At 54.0% G+C, this 22,118-nt stretch carries 24 protein-coding genes and 2 tRNA genes; 15 read left to right on the plus strand and 11 right to left on the minus strand.

Annotated features, from left to right (window positions below):
* The first annotated feature begins 190 nt into the window (after positions 1-190).
* The 3 genes from MTHE_RS06345 to MTHE_RS06355 are packed head-to-tail and all read left to right on the plus strand — an operon-like array spanning position 191 to position 1,625.
* On the plus strand, positions 191-829 hold the full coding sequence (locus MTHE_RS06345; protein ID WP_011696390.1) for an Era-like GTP-binding protein: 639 nt from the start codon (positions 191-193) through the stop codon (positions 827-829).
* A gap of 4 nt (positions 830-833) precedes the next feature.
* Positions 834-1,196, plus strand: coding sequence for a DUF2073 domain-containing protein (locus MTHE_RS06350; RefSeq protein ID WP_011696391.1), 363 nt, complete (start codon positions 834-836; stop codon positions 1,194-1,196).
* A gap of 9 nt (positions 1,197-1,205) precedes the next feature.
* Complete coding sequence (locus MTHE_RS06355; RefSeq protein ID WP_232840836.1) at positions 1,206-1,625, plus strand: Zn-ribbon domain-containing protein; 420 nt, start codon at positions 1,206-1,208, stop codon at positions 1,623-1,625.
* Between the two features lie 3 nt (positions 1,626-1,628).
* Here MTHE_RS06355 and MTHE_RS06360 read toward each other — a convergent pair whose 3' ends face one another.
* Both MTHE_RS06360 and MTHE_RS06365 read right to left on the minus strand, forming a co-directional pair.
* The gene (locus tag MTHE_RS06360) at positions 1,629-1,781 is read right to left on the minus strand and encodes a hypothetical protein (protein WP_011696393.1); all 153 of its coding nucleotides are present in this window, start codon (positions 1,779-1,781) and stop codon (positions 1,629-1,631) included.
* A gap of 49 nt (positions 1,782-1,830) precedes the next feature.
* A complete protein-coding gene (locus MTHE_RS06365; protein ID WP_011696394.1) occupies positions 1,831-2,232 on the minus strand; it encodes a hypothetical protein in 402 nt (133 codons plus the stop codon).
* Between the two features lie 136 nt (positions 2,233-2,368).
* Here MTHE_RS06365 and serA point away from each other — a divergent pair, with 136 nt between their 5' ends.
* Positions 2,369-3,940, plus strand: coding sequence for a phosphoglycerate dehydrogenase (gene serA, locus MTHE_RS06370; protein ID WP_011696395.1), 1,572 nt, complete (start codon positions 2,369-2,371; stop codon positions 3,938-3,940).
* A gap of 342 nt (positions 3,941-4,282) precedes the next feature.
* On the opposite strand, the gene MTHE_RS06375 is transcribed toward serA, so the two are convergent.
* Both MTHE_RS06375 and MTHE_RS06380 read right to left on the minus strand, forming a co-directional pair.
* Positions 4,283-4,367, minus strand: a tRNA-Leu gene (locus MTHE_RS06375).
* A 133-nt stretch (positions 4,368-4,500) separates the two neighbouring features.
* Positions 4,501-4,638 (minus strand): hypothetical protein, encoded by a 138-nt coding sequence (locus tag MTHE_RS06380; RefSeq protein ID WP_175265878.1) that lies wholly within the window; start codon positions 4,636-4,638, stop codon positions 4,501-4,503.
* Between the two features lie 225 nt (positions 4,639-4,863).
* Here MTHE_RS06380 and MTHE_RS06385 point away from each other — a divergent pair, with 225 nt between their 5' ends.
* Both MTHE_RS06385 and MTHE_RS06390 read left to right on the plus strand, forming a co-directional pair.
* Positions 4,864-5,601, plus strand: a complete 738-nt coding sequence (locus MTHE_RS06385; RefSeq protein ID WP_011696396.1) for an MTAP family purine nucleoside phosphorylase — start codon at positions 4,864-4,866, stop codon at positions 5,599-5,601.
* A 373-nt stretch (positions 5,602-5,974) separates the two neighbouring features.
* Positions 5,975-6,664: a hypothetical protein gene (locus MTHE_RS06390; RefSeq protein WP_011696397.1), complete on the plus strand. Its 690-nt coding sequence runs from the start codon at positions 5,975-5,977 to the stop codon at positions 6,662-6,664.
* A gap of 429 nt (positions 6,665-7,093) precedes the next feature.
* Here the strand turns inward: MTHE_RS06390 and MTHE_RS06395 are convergent, their stop codons facing one another.
* From MTHE_RS06395 to MTHE_RS06410, 4 genes are all read right to left on the minus strand, one after another.
* Complete coding sequence (locus MTHE_RS06395; RefSeq protein ID WP_011696398.1) at positions 7,094-7,843, minus strand: ABC transporter permease; 750 nt, start codon at positions 7,841-7,843, stop codon at positions 7,094-7,096.
* On the minus strand, positions 7,844-8,773 hold the full coding sequence (locus tag MTHE_RS06400) for a daunorubicin resistance protein DrrA family ABC transporter ATP-binding protein (RefSeq protein ID WP_011696399.1): 930 nt from the start codon (positions 8,771-8,773) through the stop codon (positions 7,844-7,846). It abuts the gene before it with no gap.
* A gap of 143 nt (positions 8,774-8,916) precedes the next feature.
* Positions 8,917-9,123, minus strand: a complete 207-nt coding sequence (locus MTHE_RS06405; RefSeq protein ID WP_011696400.1) for a hypothetical protein — start codon at positions 9,121-9,123, stop codon at positions 8,917-8,919.
* Positions 9,124-9,447 (minus strand): ArsR/SmtB family transcription factor, encoded by a 324-nt coding sequence (locus MTHE_RS06410; protein WP_011696401.1) that lies wholly within the window; start codon positions 9,445-9,447, stop codon positions 9,124-9,126.
* A 423-nt stretch (positions 9,448-9,870) separates the two neighbouring features.
* Between MTHE_RS06410 and MTHE_RS06415 the strand changes: the two genes are divergently transcribed.
* Positions 9,871-10,635: a DUF169 domain-containing protein gene (locus tag MTHE_RS06415; RefSeq protein WP_011696402.1), complete on the plus strand. Its 765-nt coding sequence runs from the start codon at positions 9,871-9,873 to the stop codon at positions 10,633-10,635.
* Between the two features lie 135 nt (positions 10,636-10,770).
* Here MTHE_RS06415 and MTHE_RS06420 read toward each other — a convergent pair whose 3' ends face one another.
* From MTHE_RS06420 to MTHE_RS06430, 3 genes are read right to left on the minus strand one after another with little or no spacing between them, the layout of a single operon-like run.
* Complete coding sequence (locus tag MTHE_RS06420) at positions 10,771-13,239, minus strand: DUF5814 domain-containing protein (protein WP_175265879.1); 2,469 nt, start codon at positions 13,237-13,239, stop codon at positions 10,771-10,773.
* A complete protein-coding gene (locus tag MTHE_RS06425) occupies positions 13,236-14,030 on the minus strand; it encodes a DUF7839 domain-containing protein (RefSeq protein ID WP_011696404.1) in 795 nt (264 codons plus the stop codon). Before MTHE_RS06425 ends, MTHE_RS06420 begins: the two co-directional genes overlap by 4 nt.
* Positions 14,031-14,072: 42 nt before the next feature.
* The gene (locus MTHE_RS06430; protein WP_011696405.1) at positions 14,073-14,585 is read right to left on the minus strand and encodes an ArsR family transcriptional regulator; all 513 of its coding nucleotides are present in this window, start codon (positions 14,583-14,585) and stop codon (positions 14,073-14,075) included.
* 151 nt (positions 14,586-14,736) lie between these two features.
* Here MTHE_RS06430 and wecB point away from each other — a divergent pair, with 151 nt between their 5' ends.
* The 8 genes from wecB to MTHE_RS06470 all read left to right on the plus strand — a co-directional run bounded on the left by wecB (position 14,737) and on the right by MTHE_RS06470 (position 22,112).
* Positions 14,737-15,840, plus strand: coding sequence for a non-hydrolyzing UDP-N-acetylglucosamine 2-epimerase (gene wecB, locus MTHE_RS06435; protein WP_011696406.1), 1,104 nt, complete (start codon positions 14,737-14,739; stop codon positions 15,838-15,840).
* 25 nt (positions 15,841-15,865) lie between these two features.
* Complete coding sequence (locus tag MTHE_RS06440) at positions 15,866-16,702, plus strand: COG1361 family protein (RefSeq protein WP_011696407.1); 837 nt, start codon at positions 15,866-15,868, stop codon at positions 16,700-16,702.
* Between the two features lie 229 nt (positions 16,703-16,931).
* Positions 16,932-17,084 (plus strand) — tRNA-Ser (locus MTHE_RS06445).
* A gap of 44 nt (positions 17,085-17,128) precedes the next feature.
* Entirely contained in the window at positions 17,129-17,275 is a 147-nt protein-coding gene (locus MTHE_RS06450) for a 50S ribosomal protein L40e (RefSeq protein WP_011696408.1), read from the plus strand.
* Between the two features lie 8 nt (positions 17,276-17,283).
* Positions 17,284-18,051, plus strand: a complete 768-nt coding sequence (locus MTHE_RS06455) for a geranylgeranylglyceryl/heptaprenylglyceryl phosphate synthase (RefSeq protein ID WP_011696409.1) — start codon at positions 17,284-17,286, stop codon at positions 18,049-18,051.
* Positions 18,044-19,195, plus strand: coding sequence for a M24 family metallopeptidase (locus tag MTHE_RS06460; RefSeq protein WP_011696410.1), 1,152 nt, complete (start codon positions 18,044-18,046; stop codon positions 19,193-19,195). Before MTHE_RS06455 ends, MTHE_RS06460 begins: the two co-directional genes overlap by 8 nt.
* A gap of 125 nt (positions 19,196-19,320) precedes the next feature.
* Positions 19,321-20,379 carry a TIGR00341 family protein gene (locus MTHE_RS06465; RefSeq protein ID WP_011696411.1) on the plus strand — a complete coding sequence of 353 codons (1,059 nt, stop codon included), beginning with the start codon at positions 19,321-19,323 and terminating at the stop codon, positions 20,377-20,379.
* A gap of 488 nt (positions 20,380-20,867) precedes the next feature.
* The gene (locus MTHE_RS06470; RefSeq protein WP_011696412.1) at positions 20,868-22,112 is read left to right on the plus strand and encodes a serine hydroxymethyltransferase; all 1,245 of its coding nucleotides are present in this window, start codon (positions 20,868-20,870) and stop codon (positions 22,110-22,112) included.
* The last annotated feature ends 6 nt before the right edge of the window (positions 22,113-22,118 follow it).

Below are 22,118 nucleotides of genomic sequence, written 5' to 3' on the forward strand. Positions count from 1 at the left end.
AATCATTATTCGGAGAGGTTCCCCCAAAGTGGATGTGTCCGAATAATGATTAAGTTTCTGACATGTATAAGGCGGGAAGTTCCGGATTTCCGGCCACAGCTCTTACTCGGACAGGACCCCTAAAGTCCCCCTAAAGTAATGGAAAATTATTAGTAGAGTGCCCCCATTTATCCTGTTGCAGAGGATAGATATGGGCGTGTTCGAGAGCCTGCGGATGAGCCTCGGAATCTGGTTAAGTCGTATTTTCGGCAAAAAGCGTGCACGAATTGGAATTTACGGGCCGCCCAATGCTGGGAAGACCACCCTGGCCAACAGGATAGTTAAGGACTGGAGCGGTGATGGTACACTAGGCACGGTATCTCCAGTTCCACACGAGACCAGAAGAGCGGTTCGAAAAGAAGGTCTTGTGATAAATGCAGATGGTGCAAGCATTCACCTCGATATAGTGGACACGCCAGGAATGGCCACAAAGATCGACTTCAGGGAGTTTATGGCATATGGCATGAGCGAGGAGGAGGCCAAGCGGCGGGCGAAAGAGGCCACAGAGGGCGTCATAGAGGCAATCAAGTGGCTGGACGATCTTGATGGTGTTCTGCTTGTCATGGACTCCACAGAGGATCCCTACACTCAGGTCAACGTCACTGTTATAGGCAACATGGAGGCGAGGAATCTGCCGCTTCTTATTGTGGCAAACAAGATCGATCTCCCGAACGCCGCCCCCTCAAGAATAAAGGCCGCGTTCCCTCAACATCCTGTGGTCCAGATATCGGCGCTGGAGGGGAAGAACCTGGACGAGCTGTATCATGCAATAGCAGTACACTTCGGGTGAGCATATGCGGGAAGTACAGATGGACCTCATATCTGAGGAGAAGCTGAACCGCATGACCTCAATGGAGAAGATCCGGCTTATCCTTGACAAGGTCAAGACGGGCAGGATAGTGGTTCTCGAGAGCGGACTCACTCCAGAGGAGGAAGTGAGGCTTATAGAGATGACCATGACGGAGATCCGGGTCGATGAGTTCTCAGGAATAGAGATCGAGAGCTATCCTGCGAAGAGAGAAGGGTCCTTTGTGAGCAGGATCCTGGGGAGAGGATCATCAAAGGGCAGGATGACAGTTATAGGCCCGGCAAACCAGCTCAGGACGGTCGAGAAGGATCAGTATCAGATAAGCACCAAGGTCTCGGTCGGGGATTAGATGCCTCATATGTGCACCAGATGCAAAAAGGTATTCGATGATGGCGCTGATATACTCAAAGGCTGCCCGAAGTGCGGCGGGAGGATGTTTGAGTATATTCGGGAGAGAGAGACGCTGATCACTGAGTCCATGGGCGTCAGAAGGCCGCCCAAGAGAGCCGTCACCACAGCTGTTCGCGACAGAAATGAAATTAAAGATGTGATGGGTGGAGATAGGGGCGCTTCTGAGAAGATCAAAAAGCCTGCTGCCATCCAGACTTCTCAGAGATCACCTGAGGATCGGCCGATAGAGAGCGTGAGGATCACAGAGCCGGGAAGATACGAGCTGAACCTTCCGACGCTATTTTCAAGAGATGAGCTTGTCATGGCGTTAAAGGAGGGGACCTATCTGATAGACCTGAACTCGGCCTTCAGAAGGTCTAAGAAATAAAGGTCAGTCCCTCTCGACCATTATCCTCAGATTCTTCCAGTCCTGGCTCACGCCGCGGAGGGAGCTGGCCATACCTGCTGATACGTTTCCGATTATCTGCTGCGTGAAGTCGTTCAGCGGTATCTCGATGCCATCCACAACCAGGCGAACCTTCATGCGTTTTCCATCTCCGTCTCGAAAGCGGAGCTTGCGTTGTGAATACCCTTCAGGCCCCACCAAATATCGCGATCGGTGGTGTCCAGACCGTCACATTGGGCCGGAGGTAGTTGATCTGTGCGCCTGAAAGAGCCTGTGGCATTGTTATTATCGTGTTCGTGCCAGCTGTTATGTTTGCATTCATTATCGCGAATGACGGGGTGATCGTCACCGGCTTAGCAGCTGACAGCTCCTTGGGCTCGACCGTCGAGCGCTGGATCTTCTTGCCGAGCGTGCTGAGCTGCACGACATCCGGGCTAACATTGCTTATGGCTGGAGTGTACTGGCTTATCATGGGAAGCGAGACCGCCTCTGTCTCGTCAAGCGTGCTGAGATGTATCACATCGATTGCGCCTGCCATGCAGATTGATACAAGCATCAACAAGACCGCCAATAATATTGTGTACCTCATCTATCAACCTCCTTTTGGACCTGATTTGCGTTTCATCATTTATTCCTTTTGATAGGCGGTCTTCTGAAGATGTTGAGCCATGGGGGGCAAAGATGAAATTCTAGATCATCTTTGAGCGGCAATGGAGGTAGAAGCCATGAGAGTTCTGGTCAGTGACCCGCTGGCCGAGGAGGGCATAAGACGGCTTGAGACGGCCGCAGAGGTCGATGTTATAACCAACCTCTCTCCTGAGGAGCTGGTGGAGAGGATCAAGGGGTATGATGCTCTGGTCATACGCAGCGGGACCAAGGTGACTGCAGATGTGATAAACGCAGCGGACCGGCTCAAGGTGATAGCGAGAGCTGGTGTTGGAGTGGACAATGTCGATGTGGATGCCGCGACGAAAAAGGGCATAATAGTCGTGAACGCCCCGGGCGGAAACACGATCTCAGCTGCAGAGCATACAATTGCTATGATGCTGTCGCTCGCAAGGAACATCCCGCAGGCGCATGCATCTGTCAGGAGGGGTGAGTGGAACAGGAAGAAGTACACTGGTGTAGAGGTCTTCAACAAGACCCTGGGCATAATTGGACTTGGAAGGATCGGGACAGAGGTCGCAAAGAGGATGAAGGCATTCGGGATGCGCATACTCGCCTACGATCCGTTTATAACAGAGTCCAAGGCGGCTGAGCTTGGAATAAAGCTGGCGAGCCTCGAGGAGATCTACAGGGAGAGCGATTTCATAACTGTTCACACGCCACTCACCCCAGAAACGAGGAACATGATCGATGAGCCTCAGATAAAGATGATGAAGCCCACTGTGAGGATAATAAACTGCGCCAGAGGCGGCATAATCAATGAGGCAGCTCTGGCCAAAGCGGTCGCGGAGAACAGGATAGCCGGAGCTGCAGTCGACGTTTACACAAAGGAGCCGCCGGTGGGCAATCCACTTCTCGAACAGGAGCGGATCATAACGACACCGCATCTCGGAGCATCGACTGCTGAGGCACAGATCAACGTGGCGCTCGCTGTTGCGGATCAGATAATCGCCATAAGCAGAGGGCAGCTCCCGACGACAGCGATCAACCTGATCTCCATACCGCCGGAGACGATCGCTCTGATGGAGCCGTACATGGATATCGCAGAGAGAATGGGCAGGCTCCTCGGGCAGCTGGGTACGAGCAGGTTCGAGCAGCTCGAGATCGTGTATGGCGGGTCCATCGCGGAGAAGGATACCCGGTTGATAACAATAGCGGCTGTGAAGGGGCTGCTATCGGCCATCGGTGCCCATGCGAACCTCGTCAACTCGATGGCGCTGCTGAAGGAGAAGGGCATAAAGCTAATGGAATCGAAGACGGAGGTGGCGAACGGATACAGCAACCTCATAACCATGCGCCTGAAGACCACATCAGAGACATTCGCGGTTCACGGCACGGTTTACAGGCCTGACGACAGGAGGATCGTCCAGATCAACGACTACAGGGTTCATGTTCCGACTGAGGGCAACCTTGTTCTGGTTCTGCATGAGGACAGGCCGAACATCATAGGTCCAGTGTGCGTGGTTCTGGGCGAGGCGAATATCAACATCGGGAGCATGCATGTCGGCAGGATCTCAGCAGGGAAGCCGCAGCTGATGGTCCTGAACGTGGATACTCCTCTCGACGACGAGACCATGAAGAGGATACTGAGCGTTTCTGGCGTTCTGAGTGCGAGGAGGATAAGCATGTGAGGATGGCCCCCACAAGGCCATCTCTTAACGACGCGTGTGACGTAGTGGATAGCCTGCTTCGCTCTTATCCATTTGATGACCTGCCCGAAGGAGCAGTGGTCATGTTATGCATTCGTGTCGAATGAATGAGTGCTATCACCAACCACATCGCATGCCCTACAAGTTGCCACGCACATATAAGCGGCCTGCTTTTCTTGATACTGATGGGATGACCGCACAAAACATGCTGGCTCGTCCCTGTGATTCAACGGATCGATAACCTTGAAGAAATGGGTAAAGTCGAGTGCAGCTGGCCGTTCATCAGAATCCGACTCTCCGGAGATTCGACTAAATGTCAAAGAATGCGGGGGAAGGGATTTGAACCCTTGAACTCCTGCGAGAATAGATCTTGAGTCTATCACCGTTGGCCTGGCTTGGTTACCCCCGCCTGTGTATCCCATAGCTGGTTTGTCCGATATAAGGCTTTCTGGCTCAATGCCGGGCGCGCCGCTGTGTGATTCCATCCAGCCTGCGTTCTCGTCTCGGAATCCTCATCCGGCCAGAAGGGCATCTCCCAGGCCTCAGCAGCAGCGTTTAATCTCCATGAGCATCTCGATCTCACGCTTGTAGCACTCCTCGCATATCCTTCTGGGCCCCAGCTTCCTGTGCATGACCTTGAGAAGGGGTCTCCCCTCTGCACCGCATATCTCGCATCTCATATGCAACGCTTGGGATACGTGCTCTTATGGTTGACGGCTCCAAGCCGCAGAATCAAGCACAATGGCGGAAACAGCCTCTGAATGCGATAGCGTTGCGAAACCTTGAAAAATTAAGCCAGAAATCCAGGTATTACTGCTTTTAGATGCCTGAGACTGTAATCCTTATTCAGACAAGTACCCAGCTCCAGGCAAAACGCTTTATCCTCATGGATCCCTTTTCAATCGATGCACGCTGACGTGACCATCATCGGCAGGGTTCTGACACATGGGGGAGAGCAGAGCGAGATAGCCACGCCGTACGGAAACGTCAGGGCGATCTCATCGAGGATCAGCGGAAGAGATGTTGTCTTCATTTCAAGACATGGGGACGACCATCTTCCGCCGTACCGCGTCAACTACAGGGCGATAATATGCGCCGCGGAATCCACAGGCGCTGGGAGGATCATTGCCATAAACACGGTCGGCTCTATGATCTCGCCTCCAGGAAGCTTCGTGATACCGAACGACTTCATAGAGTTCACGAAATTCAGGGTCCCCACATTCTATGAGGATCGTGCGGTTCATGTGGATATGAGCGAGCCATACTGCCCTGAGATACGGAAAGTGCTGATGGAATCCTGCAGAGCCGAGGGGCATGAACCCTACGAGGGCGTCTATGTGTGCACCGAGGGGCCGCACTTCGAGACGCATGCTCAGATAAAAATGCTCAGAAGCTTCGGAGATGTGGTGGGGATGACCGGATACCCGGAGGTTGTGCTCGCGAGGGAGAGGGGCCTGTGCTACGCATCGATCTGTCTGGCAACGAATAAAGCAGGCGAGGGGCAGTTCGATCTCAGACAGATCGTGAGCGTCGAGAGAAAATCCATGAGCGATCTCGCCAGGATAATCGAGAGGGCGGTCTCGATGATCCCTGAGCAGAGATCATGCAGATGCAGCAAAGCTCTGGAGAATGCAGAGTTCTAGGCGATCTCTTCCTGCAGATCGTGGTTTAATTCTCGAAGTCGTCTCAAAACTGCACCCGCAATCGACTGCGATAAGCGATCCTGTAATGCCTCTGGGTTCAGAGACATTTACGCAATCCATCGATAGCTGGCTATTCTGAGACAATCTTCTAAGGTCCGTGCCCAGACGCCCAAGAACATCCGAAGTTGGTGATGATTCCGGTGTGCAGGCAGACCGCTCAGCCGGCACAACTTCGACTAAAGACGAATTGTATTCGAGGGTAGCTCTGGTGGTTTATGGGGTTCCTGATCCAATGTACGACGAAAAGCTTATTATGCGATCAGATCCCTCTGCCATGAACATAGGCAAGTGACGAATTCGAGGAGGTTATATCTTGCTGACTAAAGTTCTGTACATGGGCTTGCTTCTTCTGCTCATCATCGGCGCAGGGATGTGCGAGGATCAGGCAGGGATTGCGGAGAACGCCACTGTGGGCATGGATAACGTGACTGTGGATGCAAATGTGACATCGAATGTGACCGCTGAGGCGGCTCCGCTGAGCCTCCAGTACATCTGGTCCCTGAGCCTGAGCAGCGGGGAGCAGATAACAATGGCACTGAACCAGAGCGGATCAGAGCTATTTGGATCTGCAAAGTATGAGGGTGCTGAGCCATGGAACGGCGTTGTTGTGGGGAGTGTGAGTGATAGCAGCGTGGATCTCGTCCTGACCGCGCTGATGGGCAAGAGCCTGGTGCCCATGGTTCTGAAGGGCAGCTATTCTGAGGACACGATCACAGGTACTTACAGCGTGTACAGCCCGACAGGCGTTGTTGAAAGCGGGAAGTTCACGGCGATGTGGATAAATCCTGATACCTCTGTGTACACGCCTGCAGTCATTCCTGAGGCTGCAGCACCTGCGCCAGCAGCTCAGACAAATACAACGGAGACAGAGCAGACCACAACAACGACACAGCCAACCCAGCTCAGCACGAGATTCTTCGATGTGAAAGAAAAGAAGGAGGAGATCTTCTCATCGCCTGCCAGCATAATACCGCCAGCCATGGGAATGAGCGCGCTGACGTAAGATTGCAACAGGCATGGACCCCCATCAGATGTGAGGTCCATGCAATAATTTTTCATTCACCTTTTTGTTTGGCCCAAGCAGTATTTGCTCCGCTCTTATCCATCTGATGACTTGTCCGCAGAGAGCAGTCACGCTATGCGCTCGTTTCGACTTATCTTCGACTGCGTCGAAGAGTTTCGACAAATTCGAAGGCCAGGCGAGCGAATGAGTGCATTCAACAACCTCCCGCATGACCTCCAAGTTGCTGAATACATAAGAGCGATTTGCTCAATATAGTGAGCGTGCTTGAGTTACCGATCAAGTGAAGCTGTTATGGCAGAGTCGTTCATCCAGAGATCCGTCGAGATGGCAATTTAGCTCAACGTATTGAGCATGTTCCCCAAGCATCTGCTCAAGCATCTCTGCCCCGAGCAGTTTTGTTCAGCGCTGTCAGGACAACCGCTGCGGGAGGAATCTCTCGTGAAGCTTTATCGCTGTTACGAGAAAGACGATTGCAAACAAACCCATGACCGCCAGATCCACATTGACTGAGTAGTAGGTGACGCCGCTTATCGAATACCTTGCCAGATCAACAAAGTACGTGAGCGGTGAGACTGAGGAGATGGCACGCCCCCATCCTGGCAGCTGATCCACCGGCACGAAGACTCCGCTGATGAATACCAATGGAAAGCGAACCAGTGAGGAGAGCATCATAACCGTCGCGGGCACATCCGTGGGCGGATAGGCTGACAGGAGTATGCTCAGAGATGCGAAGCAGAACGTCGCGAGGAGCATTCCCACTAAAAATATCATCACATGAAGAACCTCAACTCCCATCAGCACCGCGACAGCAAGGGGGATCAGAGATATCATTATCCCGAAGACAAAAGATGCGATGACATCGCCCAGAAGCAGCGCCCAAATCCCGACAGGCGCGGTCACAAGGCGCTCCAGGGTTCTGGACCGCGCCTCCCACGGGAGGATTGCCGGACCGACTGCTGTTGATGTGAAGAATATCGCCATGCCCATCAGCCCTGGAAAGAGATCTCTTACTGTCATATTCCTCCCGATCGTGAATGCCATCAGCAGGAAGAGCGGGAAGATGATGCCGAAGACCATGACCGGACCTTTGGCGTAGTAGATCCAGACATCCTTTCTGGCGATGGCGAGAGATCGTCGAAGCTGATCAAGATATCTCATTTATTCAGCTCCTGTTTTGTGCGTGAGCCTCACGAATATGTCCTCCAGAGAGGGCGCAAGAGTGCTGAGCGCCAGGATTCTCATGTTGTTGGTCTTGGCATACTCCACGATGCTTGCGATTGCAGTATCGATGTCATCAACGTACAGCCGGAGCTTGTCTCCGGACTTCATGACCTCTCGAACAGAGTGGATGCCCGATATCCTCCTTTCATCAACAGATCTGCTGAAGCTCACCTCGATGCAGTGATGTGCGCTGCCCGCCAGCCTGAGCGCCTCGGGGCGATCCACTGCGATGATCACACCTCGATTTATGATCGCCACCTTATCGCAGAGCTGGCTGGCATCCTCTATGTCGTGCGTCGTCAAGAACACAGTCGTGCCCTCTCGATTCAACTCACGTATGACCTCCTTGATGAGCCTGGAGCTCTCGACGTCCAGGCCGGATGCCGGCTCATCGAGTATGAGCACAGGTGGATCGTTTATCAGCGCCATGCAGAGGAGAAGCCTCTGTCTCATTCCTTTAGAGAATGCGCGCACCTGGTCGCCCCTCCGGTCGTAAAGGCCAAATCGCTTCAAGAGCTCGCTGGCGCGCCTCTCCCGCTCCCTTCGGGGAATTCCATAGAGCTCACCCATGAACATCAGATTCCGCCATGCTGTTAGCTCAACATACGCATTGGCCATCTCCGGCACGAATCCGATCGATGTCCTCGCTCTGATCGGATGTTTACAGATGTCATATCCCATTATGGCGGCAGTCCCTTCATCAGGCCTCACCGTTCCCGTCAGCATTCTTATTGTGGTGCTCTTCCCGGAGCCGTTCGGCCCCAGGAAGCCGAATATCTCACCCTCTGCAACGCTGAAGCTTATATGATCGACCGCTGTAAAGCTTCCGAATCGCTTTGTCAGATCACTGACCTGAATTGCATCCATCTATCCTCCAGCACACTGCCTCACGGCTAGGGATCACCTTATACTTCACGGGCAACAATCCGTTGGAAGCATACTCCTCTGGCTTGGAGTCCGCGCCCAGAGCTCTCCTGAAATAAGAAACGACGCCCAGCCCACGATGCAATTCATTCCTGTACACCGGACTGGAGAGCGCGAAGCCTCGCCTCGACGCGCTCCAGCTCGCTCTTCAGCTCCTCCCTGTACTCCTTAAGTCTCTCCACCATCTCCTCTTTGCCCGATATCCTGCCGAATCCGGCGCAGCAGCAGAAATCACGCTGAGGCATTCCATGATGCATCGGCATCTCAAATACCATCCCTCTCATGTGGCACATTCACTCCACCTCCATCTCATCCAGCAGATCGATCACGATCCTGCGAGTTCTCAACCTCCAAACCTTCTCAGGTATGCCGCCGCTCTCCCTGTACCCCGCCACCTCGATGATGCCTGCCTCCCGTAAAGCGGAGAGGTGATAGTAGAGCCCTGGCATTGAGATCTCTCCGTAAGAGCTCAGCTCCTCGTAGATCTCCTTCGTGCTCCTCTCCCCCTTCCCTATGCATCTGATTATGGCCCATCTGGTCGGACAGTGCAGCGCACGGATGTATCGCTGGATCCTCTGGAACGGTCCCGAAAGGTCTGGATCTCTACACACATGCATTGCTTGAATACTCTAGTATATAACTTTAATGTACAAGCCGTATGCTCTAAAACTCTTGTCAGGATTGAAGATTCATCCTGAGACTGCGAGAATCGATGATCCCGCTGGAGCGGTGATCCGCTGGAGATCTATGCTGAGGCGCATGTTCTCGTGCCGTAGGTATCTGGAGGCAGATCATGTATCGAGATATATGGATATTCAATGAAAACACTCTCTATAAACACAACATTGTGAACACTTTTAATCGTATCGTTTGAAGAAGCACAATTCATAAATATCAAAAGATCTTGATGCGTTATTGCTCAGAGGCCGTGCCGGAATGCGCTGCTGCACACCAATCCGATCGACACTCACGTATGGATTCGTGGGATACAGCCGCCAGCTCTGAGCGTTCCAGATGATCTTGTACAGAGGGTTGGGCAAATGCCAGATATTGAAGATCTCCGGGAGCTCGGAAGTAGGATGATAGCGATACTGGGTCTGTCCACATCGCCTGTTGGTGTGAGGTTTCTGATGGATGGCGAAGTGGAGGGAGCTGAGGTACTTCATAGGCATCGATACTGCCAGGCGCTGATGCGTGCCCGCCATGGCAGAAGTGTCATTTTAAATGCCGAGGGGATATCGTGCCCGGCTGCTGCCCGAGCGTTCGGATTCAGGCCTCTGCCAGAGCCGCTGCGAACCGGGAGGGGGCTGGTGAGCTTCGGGATAGTCTCAGACGAAAGCGTCGCGCGGAGGATGTTTGAGGATATGCCACATCTGGAGATGGGTGCGGTGAAGCAAATACATCTGTATCCTCTGGAGGTTGCAAAGCATCCGCCGGATCTGGTGGTTGTGGAGGGCGAAGCTGAAAAGCTCATGTGGATAGTTCTGTCATACATGCACTCGCGTGGCGGAGAGAGGGTGCAGAGCAGCACCGCGGTTCTCCAGGCGACATGCGTCGACTCCACAGTTGTGCCTTATATTGAGAAAAGGCTGAACTTCAGCCTGGGATGCTATGGCTGCCGCGATGCCACTGACATGGGGGATGGTGAGGTGGTGCTGGGCTTCCCTGCTTCTTATCTGCCAGAGATCGTGAAGCATCTCGAATTCCTCAGCAGAAAAGCGCTACCTCACTCCAGGGAGAAACATGCATTTGCAGCCCTGAAAAGTGATGAGCAGACAGGATGCTCGGAATTGACTGTCGGATGATCCCCTCCATCTGCATCATTTGGATTCCGCCACCCACTGCCCTGAATACTGGCTTGCTACCTTATGAGCTGAGTTGCGCCCTGCTCACATCATCGGGCATAGTCGTTCATCCAGAGAATCTGCCAAAAGGGCAATTCACCCCAACGTATCGAGCATGTTCGCATCACTCCCCCCATCCACCCCTTCAATCCCCCTCTTCGATCTGGCAGCTTCCTCGGCGACCTCCATCTTCCCCAGAACCCTGGAAATCGCCTCGATCGCCTCCAGATATCTCACAATCTGGTCGAGGTAGTTGATCAGATCCCCCTCGTATCCGTAGATCCCGTAATCGTCGCTCAAGGCGTACAGAATCCCCTTCGGGTCCATCCCCTGTGATCTCATCTCCAGGATCCTCATCGAGACCGACCGCTCGACACAGCCGCAGTACGGCGCCTCCCTGCACGTGCATCTCATGAAATCTCTGGCGAAGCGCAGGCACTCCTCTTGGATTCTGCGATCGAGCTTTAGGAGATCCGGGCTAGAGATGAGATCGAAGAATGACCCCTGGAATACCCTCTGTGCCACCGGCATTCTGATCTTGAATGATATCTGGTCTGCTGCCCTCAGGAACAGGGCATCGAACTGCTCGAGATCGACGGCGATCTCTGTGGGAGATTTCCCTGCATTTATGCCTCTTATCACGAGATCCGCCTGCTCCGGGCTGAGGAAGTGCGCTGCCACCACCCTGCCGAGCCTGGTGGGTGATATGTCCCTCACGAGATTCCTCTCACGCAGCTTCTCCAAGGATCTGTTGAGATCGTCCATACCGATAGTGATCTTGTGTAACTCCTTCAGCTCATCCATGGATCGGGCGACTGTTGTGTTTGCGAGAACCTCCTCGAGCTGCTGCTCCTCCTCATACTGCGGTGAGACGTCCTCAACTGAGCTGCTGAGGAGCCTCAGTGCAACCTCATCCTCGCTCTCCAAGCCGTTATAGCGCCTCCCGGGCTCTGCGAGTATGTACACAAGACCCCTGTCATGGTACCCTGGCCTGCCCGCCCTGCCTAGCATCTGATTGAACTCATGAACGGTGAGCCACTCGATTCCCATCGCAAGCGTCTCGAATATCACCTGCGATGCAGGGAAATCCACGCCCGCTGCAAGCGCGGATGTAGTGACGACCGCATTGATCTTGCCCTGAGCGAAGAGCTCCTCAATCCTCTTCCGCTCGTGGTACTGCAGTCCTGCATGGTATGCGATCGCTCCTGGAATCGACTGCGCGATCGAGAAGCACTTCTTCCTGGAGTTCGTGAAGATTATCGTCTGTCCCTTATATCCTGTTGAGGATCTCACAGACGCTCCCGATCCCACCAGTCTTCTTATCAGATGCAGCTTATCCGCAGGGGATGTGAAGATCAGATGTCGCTCTATGGGCACAGGTCTTATCTCGTACTCGACCAGCTCCGCACCAAGCCTCTTTGAGAGAGCGGCCGGATTCCCGACGGTCGCTGAGAGGTATATGAACTGCGCCCGGGGAGCGACGAATCTCAGCCTGGCGATCATTCCCGCGAGACGGTGGCCGCGATCAGGATCCTCGAGCATGTGGACCTCGTCTATGACCACGGTTCCTATTTTTCCGAGGTTCCTGCCGCTCCGGAGAACCTGGTCTATCCCCTCATATGTTCCGACGATGATGTCAGCGTCCAGATCCGTCGGCAGGCTGAACCCCCTTCCAAGACGTATGCGGCTCACGCCCACTTTTATCGATGTCCTGAATCCCAGCTCTGAATAAGCGGAGAGCTGCTCGAACTTCTGGTTGGCCAGGGCGACCAGCGGGACGAGAAAAAGAAGTTTCCCCCTTCCTTCGATCAGGTTCTTGATGCCAGCGATCTCCCCGATCAGGCTCTTTCCGGTCGCCGTCGCAGATACAACAAGAAGGCTCTTACCCTCAAGAAGCCCCTTTCTCACAGCCATCGCTTGTACCGGCAGGAGCTTGCTGAGCCGCCTCTTGAGATGTTCTCTGAGTTCTATGGGAATCTCGATCTCATCAAGGCTCAGAGATGCGACCTCTTCAGAGGCTGGTACGATGTCGTAACGCGTGAGATCCGGATCTATCCTCTGGAGGTTCAGGAGATCCATGACCTCATCCAGGTCTCTCCTTCTCGCGAGTATTCCAGCGAGGTGCCTCCTCCCGGCTCTCCCTATACCTCTGAACTCGGCCTCCCTGTTTATCTCATCGACAGCGCATCTGTAGCATATTCTGGTGCCCCTGTAGCTCACTGAGTCTTCTCCGAGAAGCTTGACCCTTCTTCTTCCCAGGCAGTGCTGGCAGACAGAGACCCTGCGGTGCTTGAGCTGATATGCATTCAAGAGCTCAACAAACCTCTGCTCCAGGGCCTCCTCGCCATCAACCACAAAGATTCCATTCGCTTTCCGGAGCAGCCTCACAGAATCGTCTGGGGGAAGATACCTCTCGGTATCTTTCTTCACCAGAAACTTGTATGGTCTGGGTCCGTGTGGAGTATCCTTGATGCGCAGATATCCCTCGAAGACCACCCTGTCATCCTTTATGGGCAGCAGAAGAATCCTGGATTTCCCGGCCTGCGCCAGAACGTTCAAGCTCATCCTGTCAGGGTGAGGTCGACGAGCTCGTACTTAATACCTTCTGACTCCAGCCTGTTCAGAATCCCGGGGATCTGCTCATCGACGCTTACTATTATTGAGGAGACACCATGGTAGGCGGCCTCGACCACCGCCTCCTTCGAGCCGAAGAAGACATCCGGCTCCCTTCCGATCTTCCTCAGAGAGATCAACGCCTCTATCCCCAGAGCACCCACAAGACCCTTCTCAGGGATCAGTCGGGCGAGAGCCTCAAGATCAACACGCCTGCTCCCGCCAAGCTGTATCCTGGGGACCTTGCAGATCTTTATCTTGCCCTCATCAAGACTTATGAGGCCTCTCAGATCAGAGACCCCGACATCCTCTCCTCTGGATGCATCTGAGATCGCTATTCCGCTGGCCTCAACATCCGGGCGGTAATGCGTGGCGTACAGGAGTCCATCCTCCATCTCAAGGGTCACACGCTCCCCCTCTGAGATATCGTGCCTGGCGATCGCAGGCCAGACGGAGACGTGATTGATGATCTCCTCCATCACGACCCTGGCATAGCGCTTGAGCTCGGCAGCGCTCTCAAGGAGCCACTCAACACCCCTCTTCGTTATCCTGTAGCGCATCCTGCCGTCTGTCTCAACGAGACCGTCTGCGACGAGTTCCTTTATGTACTCAGAGATAGCCTGTGGCGTCACTCCGAGCTTGTCGGCCACCTCCTTCTGCCTGACATTCGGCTGATGCGCCGCTATCTCCACGAGTATCTGGAACCTGGAGCTGTCCCTCCTGGACTGGAGAACATTTGGCATGTGTCCACCTCACCGGCCTGAACGCTGTATCCGCGCCTGAGATCATTCTTCAGAGAGCTCTATCCTCTGACCTCTCACCGTCAGCCCCTTCGCGCGTTTCGCCGCAGCTTTCAGATACACCTGGCTCTTTCCGAGATCCCGTGAGAGCGTGGATATCGATGTCATGCCTGAACGGACCTTCTCCCTGAGCTTTTCCGTTAGGTCCCTGAGCTCATCATCAGACATGAATGTTACCCTGATGAGATCGCTGAGATCCTCCATGGACGAGAAAAAGTTCGCCTGGACCCTCGAGAAGGCTGAATGATACTCCTTTTCGGGGCTCTTCCCAGGCTCCGGCACCCTCCACTTCGTCTCTATCAGACCGCTCTTCCGGAGAAGCTCTATGGACTGGCTGACGCTCTCGTTATCCCCGAAGATCTCGACGAGCTCCTTCTCGGTGAGCCACTGATCGCACAGCTTATCGAAAACCCTTTTGTGAGATTCAGAGCCAAAAACCTGGAGCAGAGGGACCAGATCAGATGGATCGTTGATGATCCTAGTTCTTTTCCCGTTCACAGAGCATCCCAGGCCCTGTTTGGAGCTTACACCACTTAAAGCTTTTGAGAGAACAGCGAGGACGATTGTTCTGTGGCCGCATTTGATCGTGGAAGACGCGCATCGACAGATATAGATGGATGGATTGCTCATGGGCTTGAGAGGTACATGAATGAAGGTAGCATCTGTTGTCGGGGCAAGGCCGAACTTTGTAAAGCTCGCGCCTCTCTCAAGGGCCCTGCGGGAGAGGTTTCATGAGGTGATTATTCACACAGGCCAGCACTACGACTACGAGATGGACAGGATATTCTTCGACGAGATCGGGATTCCTGAGCCGGATCACCATCTAGGGGTTGGATCCGGCAGTCATGGCAAACAGACGGGCGAGATGCTGGCTCGCATCGAGGATGTCCTGATGAAGGAGGAGCCAGATGCAGTTGTGGTATTGGGGGATACAAATACAACACTTGCAGGTGCACTGGCTGCTGCAAAGCTCCACGTCACCCTGGTCCATGTGGAGGCTGGACTGCGCTCATATGATCGGAGAATGCCTGAGGAGATCAATCGCGTCCTCGTCGACCACTGCTCTGATATCCTATGCTGCCCCACAAAGACGGCTGTGGATAACCTTCGGCGTGAGGGTATTGTGGATGGCGTGTACCTGACAGGGGATGTAATGGTTGATGCGATGAACCTCTGTATGGACATATCCAAACGCTCAACGATTCTGGAGAGGTTGGATCTCAGGCCGAAGGAGTACATGCTGGCGACGCTCCATCGCGCGGAGAACACCGATGATGATGAAAGGCTCTGGGGGATCATCGGCGCGTTCGAGGATATCGGAAGCAGCCTGGTGTTTCCCTGCCATCCCAGAACAGAGAGACGGCTCAGGGATCTCGGCCTGTGGGACTCGCTGAGTGAGAGCATAAAGGTGATAAAACCAGTGGGATATCTGGACATGCTCCAGCTCGAGAGGAACGCCTTGAGGATCCTCACCGACTCTGGTGGTGTGCAGAAGGAGGCGTACATACTCAGGGTGCCATGTGTCACGCTCAGAGATCGCACTGAGTGGGTGGAGACCGTGAACGATGGCTGGAACGTCCTTGCCGGAGCCTCCAGGGAGAGCATAGTGAGATATGCAAAAGGCTTTGCACCAAACCGATCTCAGACACACATCTTTGGAGATGGCGAGGCAAGCCGTAGGATTGCGGATGTGATGGAGAGCTTTATGTGCTCAAGCCGCGATACTGCTCAGGAGAGCATCAATACCTCATAATGAAGATTCATGGAGCTGGCAAGCCTTGATGAGACTGCTCATCCTGATTCTGGCGATACTGGTTTTGTTTCTCACAGCATGTGCGAGGCCGGACCTCTCGGTTGAGAGCGTGAACTCAGAGCTAGACGCCGGAAGGATGGGCAGCATGGTTCTGAGCATCAGGAACGCCCAGACGAACGCCACAGAGGAGGGCCTCTACACATTCAACAGCTCTGATGCTTTATGTCTGGTCCTGAGGGCTGTGAGCCACGATGACAGATTGAGGATTTTGAGTGAGCCGCTGCATCTCGGCTCGCTCCGTTCCGGGTCTGTGGTCAGAGTGGAGATTGATGCACTCGCAGGCGAAGATATTGGCATCTATCCGGTGGATATCATACTGAGCTACATGTGGCTATCCTCCATTGAAACCTCCGGAGGTGCATCTCCTGAGGTCTATTTCCTCTATGAGAACTCCACAGACGTGTTTCCTGTTGAGGTTAAAGTAGTCACAGGCCCGGTTCTTTCCCTGTTCCCCAGCAAGTCATCCATCGAGATCAAGAATCTGGGTGACAGGACAGCGAAGAGTGTGAGTGTGCAAATCACCTCTCCAGTGGTTCTCAGGAGATCTGGGATAGAGCTTGGTGACATCCCTCCTGGAAAATCGAAGAGCATTGAGATCCCAAAACTGGAGGGTGAAGAGTACCCTGTGGTGTGCATGGTGAACTACACATCCGGATTCACAGAAGTCAGCACAGAGCTGGCGAGTGTGGTCCGGACCCGCCAGCTTCCGGGTGGCGCGATTCTCTTGCTGGTGCCGGTGATCGCTGTGGCGCTTTACGTGGTGTTCAGCAGAAACGAGCTGCGCAGGATAATAGGGCGGTAGATGACATGAAAAACATCGGCATGGGAGATATCGATCAGCAGTTCCCTCCCACATGCATATCATGAAACATGTACTCCGAGCACTGCACGGACCTGTCCGGATAAGGATTAAGTGTCTCCGTCATCCAAACGCAGCAAGCCGCAGATTTCTGGATTCAGCTCTTATTCGGACAGGTTTCACTGCACAGGGGCAACAGATATAAACCATCAGCTCTCTCAGCTGAAGTCATGCCGGGGTGGCAGAGCGGACAAGCTCTGGGCCGTGCTCCAGCGGCAGAGGTCCATACGCGGCAGGCTCGAGACCTGTTGTCCCTTCCAGGGACGCTTGGGTTCAAAATGGCGCGGACGCCGAGTCCACCATGAAAATCCCAACCCCGGCGCCAAAAATAACCAAAAATGATATCCTTCATCTGGGAGAGTAACTATTATGGCCAGATTTTCAGAGGCAGAAAATCGAGTTCTGAATGTCAAGATATGCATGCGATGCAATGCGCGCAATCCGATCAGGGCAACACGCTGCCGTAAATGCAGGTACAAGGGCCTCAGGATGAAGTCCAAGGAGAGCAGAGGATAGACGGGTCTATGCTCAGGAAGCGTGTCGAGATAGGCCCTGTGGAATCAGGGCTCTGGAATGCCGTAGAAACCGATGGCGCAGCACACCTGACCCTCATAGATCCAGCGTCACAGGACCCGGAGCGGGCTGTGCAGATGGCGAGATCTGCAGCGGACGCTGGTACCACAGCTTTAATGGTCGGCGGATCTGTTGGTGCAACAGGCTCCGCCCTAGACAGGACTGTGCGCGCCATAAAGGATTCAGTGGACCTGCCGGTGATACTCTTTCCGAGCAGCGCTGCTGGCCTTTGCGATAACGCTGATGCGGTCTTCTTCATGAGCCTCCTGAACTCGAGATCCACAAGTTATCTTATAGAAAACCAGGCGCTCGGCGCACCGATTGTCTCCAGATACGGGATCGAGGCGATACCCATGGGCTACATTGTGGTTGAGCCCGGTGGTACAGTAGGATGGGTTGGTGATGCGAAGCTGGTGCCGCGCAGAAAGCCGGATATCGCGGCTGCGTACGCCCTCGCAGGGCGCTATCTCGGGATGCGGTTAATATATCTAGAGGCCGGTTCCGGCGCAGAGTCGCCCGTACCCACGAGCATGGTATCTGCGGTCAGGGATGCCATAGGAGATACCCTTTTGGTGGTGGGCGGCGGGATACGCGACGCAGAGGCTGCCAGAAAGCTTGTGTCGGCGGGTGCAGATCTGATAGTCACCGGCACAGGTGTAGAAGAATCAGGCGACGTCTTCAGATTTGTGAAGGACATCGTAACCGCGATACATGTCTAGAGATGCTGTTGTCGGCGCTGTCAGAGCGCTCGGAGTCGATGGACTGCTTCTCGTGGGCGACAGCGTCTGCGATGCTGATATCTACTATGCATCGAGGTTTCTATCCAGCGATAGATTCGCTGTGCTGATCACAGACAGGATCCATCTTCTGGTCTCCAGCATGGAGAGAGCGAGGGCCTCGTCAGAATCAAAGGCTGATGTGGTGGAGACAACGAGCGATTACTCCATGAAATCCAGGATCGAAGAGTTTGGGAGTGCTGATAAGGCATACATTAAGGTCCTCGAGGAGTTCGTCTCCAAACATGGAATCTCGCATCTCGGCATACCCTCAAATACCCCCGCGGGAATTTACAGAAGCCTAACTGAGCAGTTCGAGACCTCTCTCCTGGATAAACCATTTGAGCACATTCGCGCTGTTAAAACGCCTGAGGAGATCTCAGCGATTGCAGAAGTCCAGGAGGCATGCGAGTCTGCAATGGAGGTTGCAGTAAGTCTCATAAAAAAATCAAAGCCCACTGGTGGCATCCTTGTTTTTGACGGCAAGCCGCTCACCTCTGAAAGGGTGAGGAGCGCTGTTGAGCTCAGGCTTGCGGAGCTGGGATGCGAGACTCTGGACACCATAGTCTGCGGTGGTCTCATGAGCTCCAGTCCACATTCAAGAGGCAGCGGACTGCTTCCCGCGGACATGCCCATCGTCATAGACATATTCCCGCGATCGAAGAGCAGCAGGTACTTTGCGGACATGACCCGAACGGTCGTCCGCGGGGAGCCATCGGTAGAGATCGTGGAGATGTATCAGGCTGTGAAGATAGCTCAGGAGGCGGGTCTGAAGTGCATAAAGGAGGGTGTGAGCGGAGCCGATGTGCACGGGGCCGTATGCAGAACGTTCGATGATTTTGGATACACAGAGCGGGAAGAGTGTGGTTTCATCCACTCAACAGGCCACGGCGTCGGGCTGTCGATACACGAGAGACCCTCCCTGAGCGAGCACGGTGGGACGCTCAGATCAGGGAATGTGGTCACGGTTGAGCCCGGGCTGTACTATCCGGATATCGGTGGAGTCAGGCTTGAGGATCTCGTGGTTGTCAGAGAGAACGGGTGCGAGAACCTGACAGCATTCGAGAAGGAGCTTGTGATCCGGTAGGTATATCTCTGTAAAAAGCATGCAAATATGACGCAGATGCACAGACCATCTACGGTATATAGGGACTTCAGTGCATTATTGGCATGAATCGGGATTGAGATGTCTGGTTGGGAGCCTGTCTGCAAATGGAGCTTCGTCTGATCGAGGTTGTCCTTCCTGAAAGAGATCTCGGGGATTTGGAGAAGCTGCTCGAAGGTAGGGGTGAGGTTCTCGATGTCACGCTGCTGCGATCCCTCGGCCCCTACAGGTACCCTGTTCTGGGCGTCTGGAAAGAGCGCTTCTCCACGGAAGAGATAATCGTGAGAATACTCACATCCGCTGAGAAGACCGAGGGTCTGACCGACTTAATATCAGAGAAATTTGCAAATGTGGATGGATTCAGGATAAACATCATCCCCGTTGCAGCCACGATACCGAACATCCCGGAAAATGCAGAGCCCATTCAACCAGAGGTATCTCCAGAGGAGCACAAGAGACCCAAAGAGAGGATCAGCCGGGAAGAGCTCTACTCGTCCATAGAGACCGCAGCGAAGCTGACGAAGGTTTACATCGCCATGATAGTCCTCTCGTCCATCATAGCCGCAGCCGGCCTGCTCAGCAACAATGTTGTGGTTATAATTGGCGCGATGGTTGTGGCGCCACTTATGGGCCCAAATGTCGCCCTGGCGCTTGCCACCACACTCGGCGATCTAACGCTGGCAAGAAACGCACTCAAGACAAACCTCGTGGGAATATCGCTTGCCGTAATCCTGTCAGTTGCTCTTGGACTTATTCTACCTGTTGATCCATCGATGCCTGAGATCAGCTCCAGAACCAGCGTCGGGTTTGCAGAGGTCATTGTAGCGTTCGCCTCAGGCTGTGCAGGCGTCCTGGCGTTCACCACTGCAGCGCCGGCCGTGATCATCGGCGTGGCCGTCGCGGTCTCACTCCTGCCGCCGCTTGTCGCTTTTGGCCTGCTCCTAGGTGCGGGGTATGTATCATATGCAACCGGCGCGCTTCTTCTCTTTCTTGTTAACCTCATATCCGTCAACCTTGCCGGTGTTGCAACATTTATAGCGCAAGGGATCTTCCCGAGGAACTGGTGGGAGGCGGATAGAGCCAAAAGTGCAACGTTTGTCGCGTTGATGCTCTGGGCGCTGCTTCTCGCAGCCCTGCTCTCGTTTATATTGGCTTCCCGGATCTGAGCAAGGACTGCCTGCCGGGAGTGGTGGAGCCGGGTTGTGATCCCCGATCACTGAAGAGTTGAGCCGAATCTGCAGAGCCCTGAAACTGGTTCTCCCATTTGGGATGGGTGTAAGTGGCATTAAGTTAAGATAACAGAATCGTTCGTCTCGAACGGCCGTCTCTGGATAAGAGGTTGAATCATACGTGCCTTACAGCTTATTTGTCAGAAGCGCTCACCCTCAGAAAAAGTCCTCTCGGCCGGACGTTTCCAGATAAGAGCCGGACGTCAGAAACATAAACTCCCCCGTTCTTGAAGCGCTTTTGGTCTTATTAGGACAGGTTCCAGCAGATAGACCTGTCCGGATAAGAGCGGTGTCCAGAAATCTGGACCTTGCCGCATTCTGCATGTCATAAACACCTAATCCTTATTCAGACACGTCCCGGCAGATACTAGATAGACTTATATCTGCATAGCGTATTTGCCATCAAAACCATAATGGTGATTCGATTGAGCCTCTTAGATCATGTCGACCCGGAGATTTCAGCGGTGATACGCAAGGAGCTAGACCGGCAGAGAAACACCCTGGTTCTTGTCGCTGCGGAGAACTTCACGAGCCCTGCGGTGATGGAGGCACAGGGCTGCGTGATGACCAACAAGTACGCTGAGGGCTATCCGGGAAAGAGGTACTATCGTGGTTGCGCATTCATGGACGAAGCCGAGAATCTCGCAAGAGACAGATGCAAGAAGCTCTTCGGAGCTGAGCATGTCAATGTACAGCCGCACAGTGGCTCGCAGGCAAACATGGCCGCGTACTTCGCCACGCTCAAGCCCGGGGACACCATAATGGGCATGAACCTCGATCATGGTGGTCACCTTTCTCACGGATCTCCAGTCAACTTCTCGGGAAAGCTCTATCATGTGGTTCCATACGGGGTGAGCAGGAAGACTGAGATGCTGGACTACAGCGAGATTCTGGATGTCGCCAGGGAATGCAGACCACAGATGATAGTATGCGGCGCCTCCGCATATCCGAGGATCATAGATTTTAAAGCGATGCGTGAGATCGCCGATGAGGTTGGAGCGCTGCTGATGGCGGATATCGCCCACATCGCTGGTCTGGTCGCCGCTGGCGTCCATCCAAGCCCGATTCCGTATGCGGATATCGTGACGACCACAACCCACAAGACCCTCCGCGGGCCGAGAGGCGGCGTGATAATGTGCAGGGAGGAGCTCGCCCAGGCGATAGACAGAGCTGTCTTCCCGGGAATACAGGGCGGGCCGATGATGCACACGATAGCTGCGAAGGCCGTAGCGTTCAAGGAGGCGATGACCCCTGAATTCAGGAGATACCAAGAGCAGATCGTCAGGAACGCAGCCGCGCTCGCGGACAGGCTCATCGAGAACGGCTTTGATCTGGTCTCGGGCGGCACCGATAACCACCTCATGCTCGTCAAGCTCCTGAAGGAGGGCATAACCGGAAAGGAGGCTGATGAGACCCTAGAGAGCGCTGGCATCGCTCTGAACAAGAATATGATACCATTCGATCCGAGGACTCCGTTCGTGACGAGCGGGATCAGGATCGGCACGCCTGCAGTCACGAGCAGAGGCATGAAGGAGAACGAGATGAGGGAGATAGCGGACCTCATAACAGAGGTCATTCGGGACATGAAAAACCCAGCCACCATAGAGTCGGTGCGTTCCAGAGTCAGGGCTCTGTGCGAGAGGTTCCCGCTTTATCCTGAGCTGGGGTGAGGTGTC

This window comes from Methanothrix thermoacetophila PT (assembly GCF_000014945.1).
Classification (GTDB): Archaea; Halobacteriota; Methanosarcinia; order Methanotrichales; family Methanotrichaceae; genus Methanothrix_B; species Methanothrix_B thermoacetophila.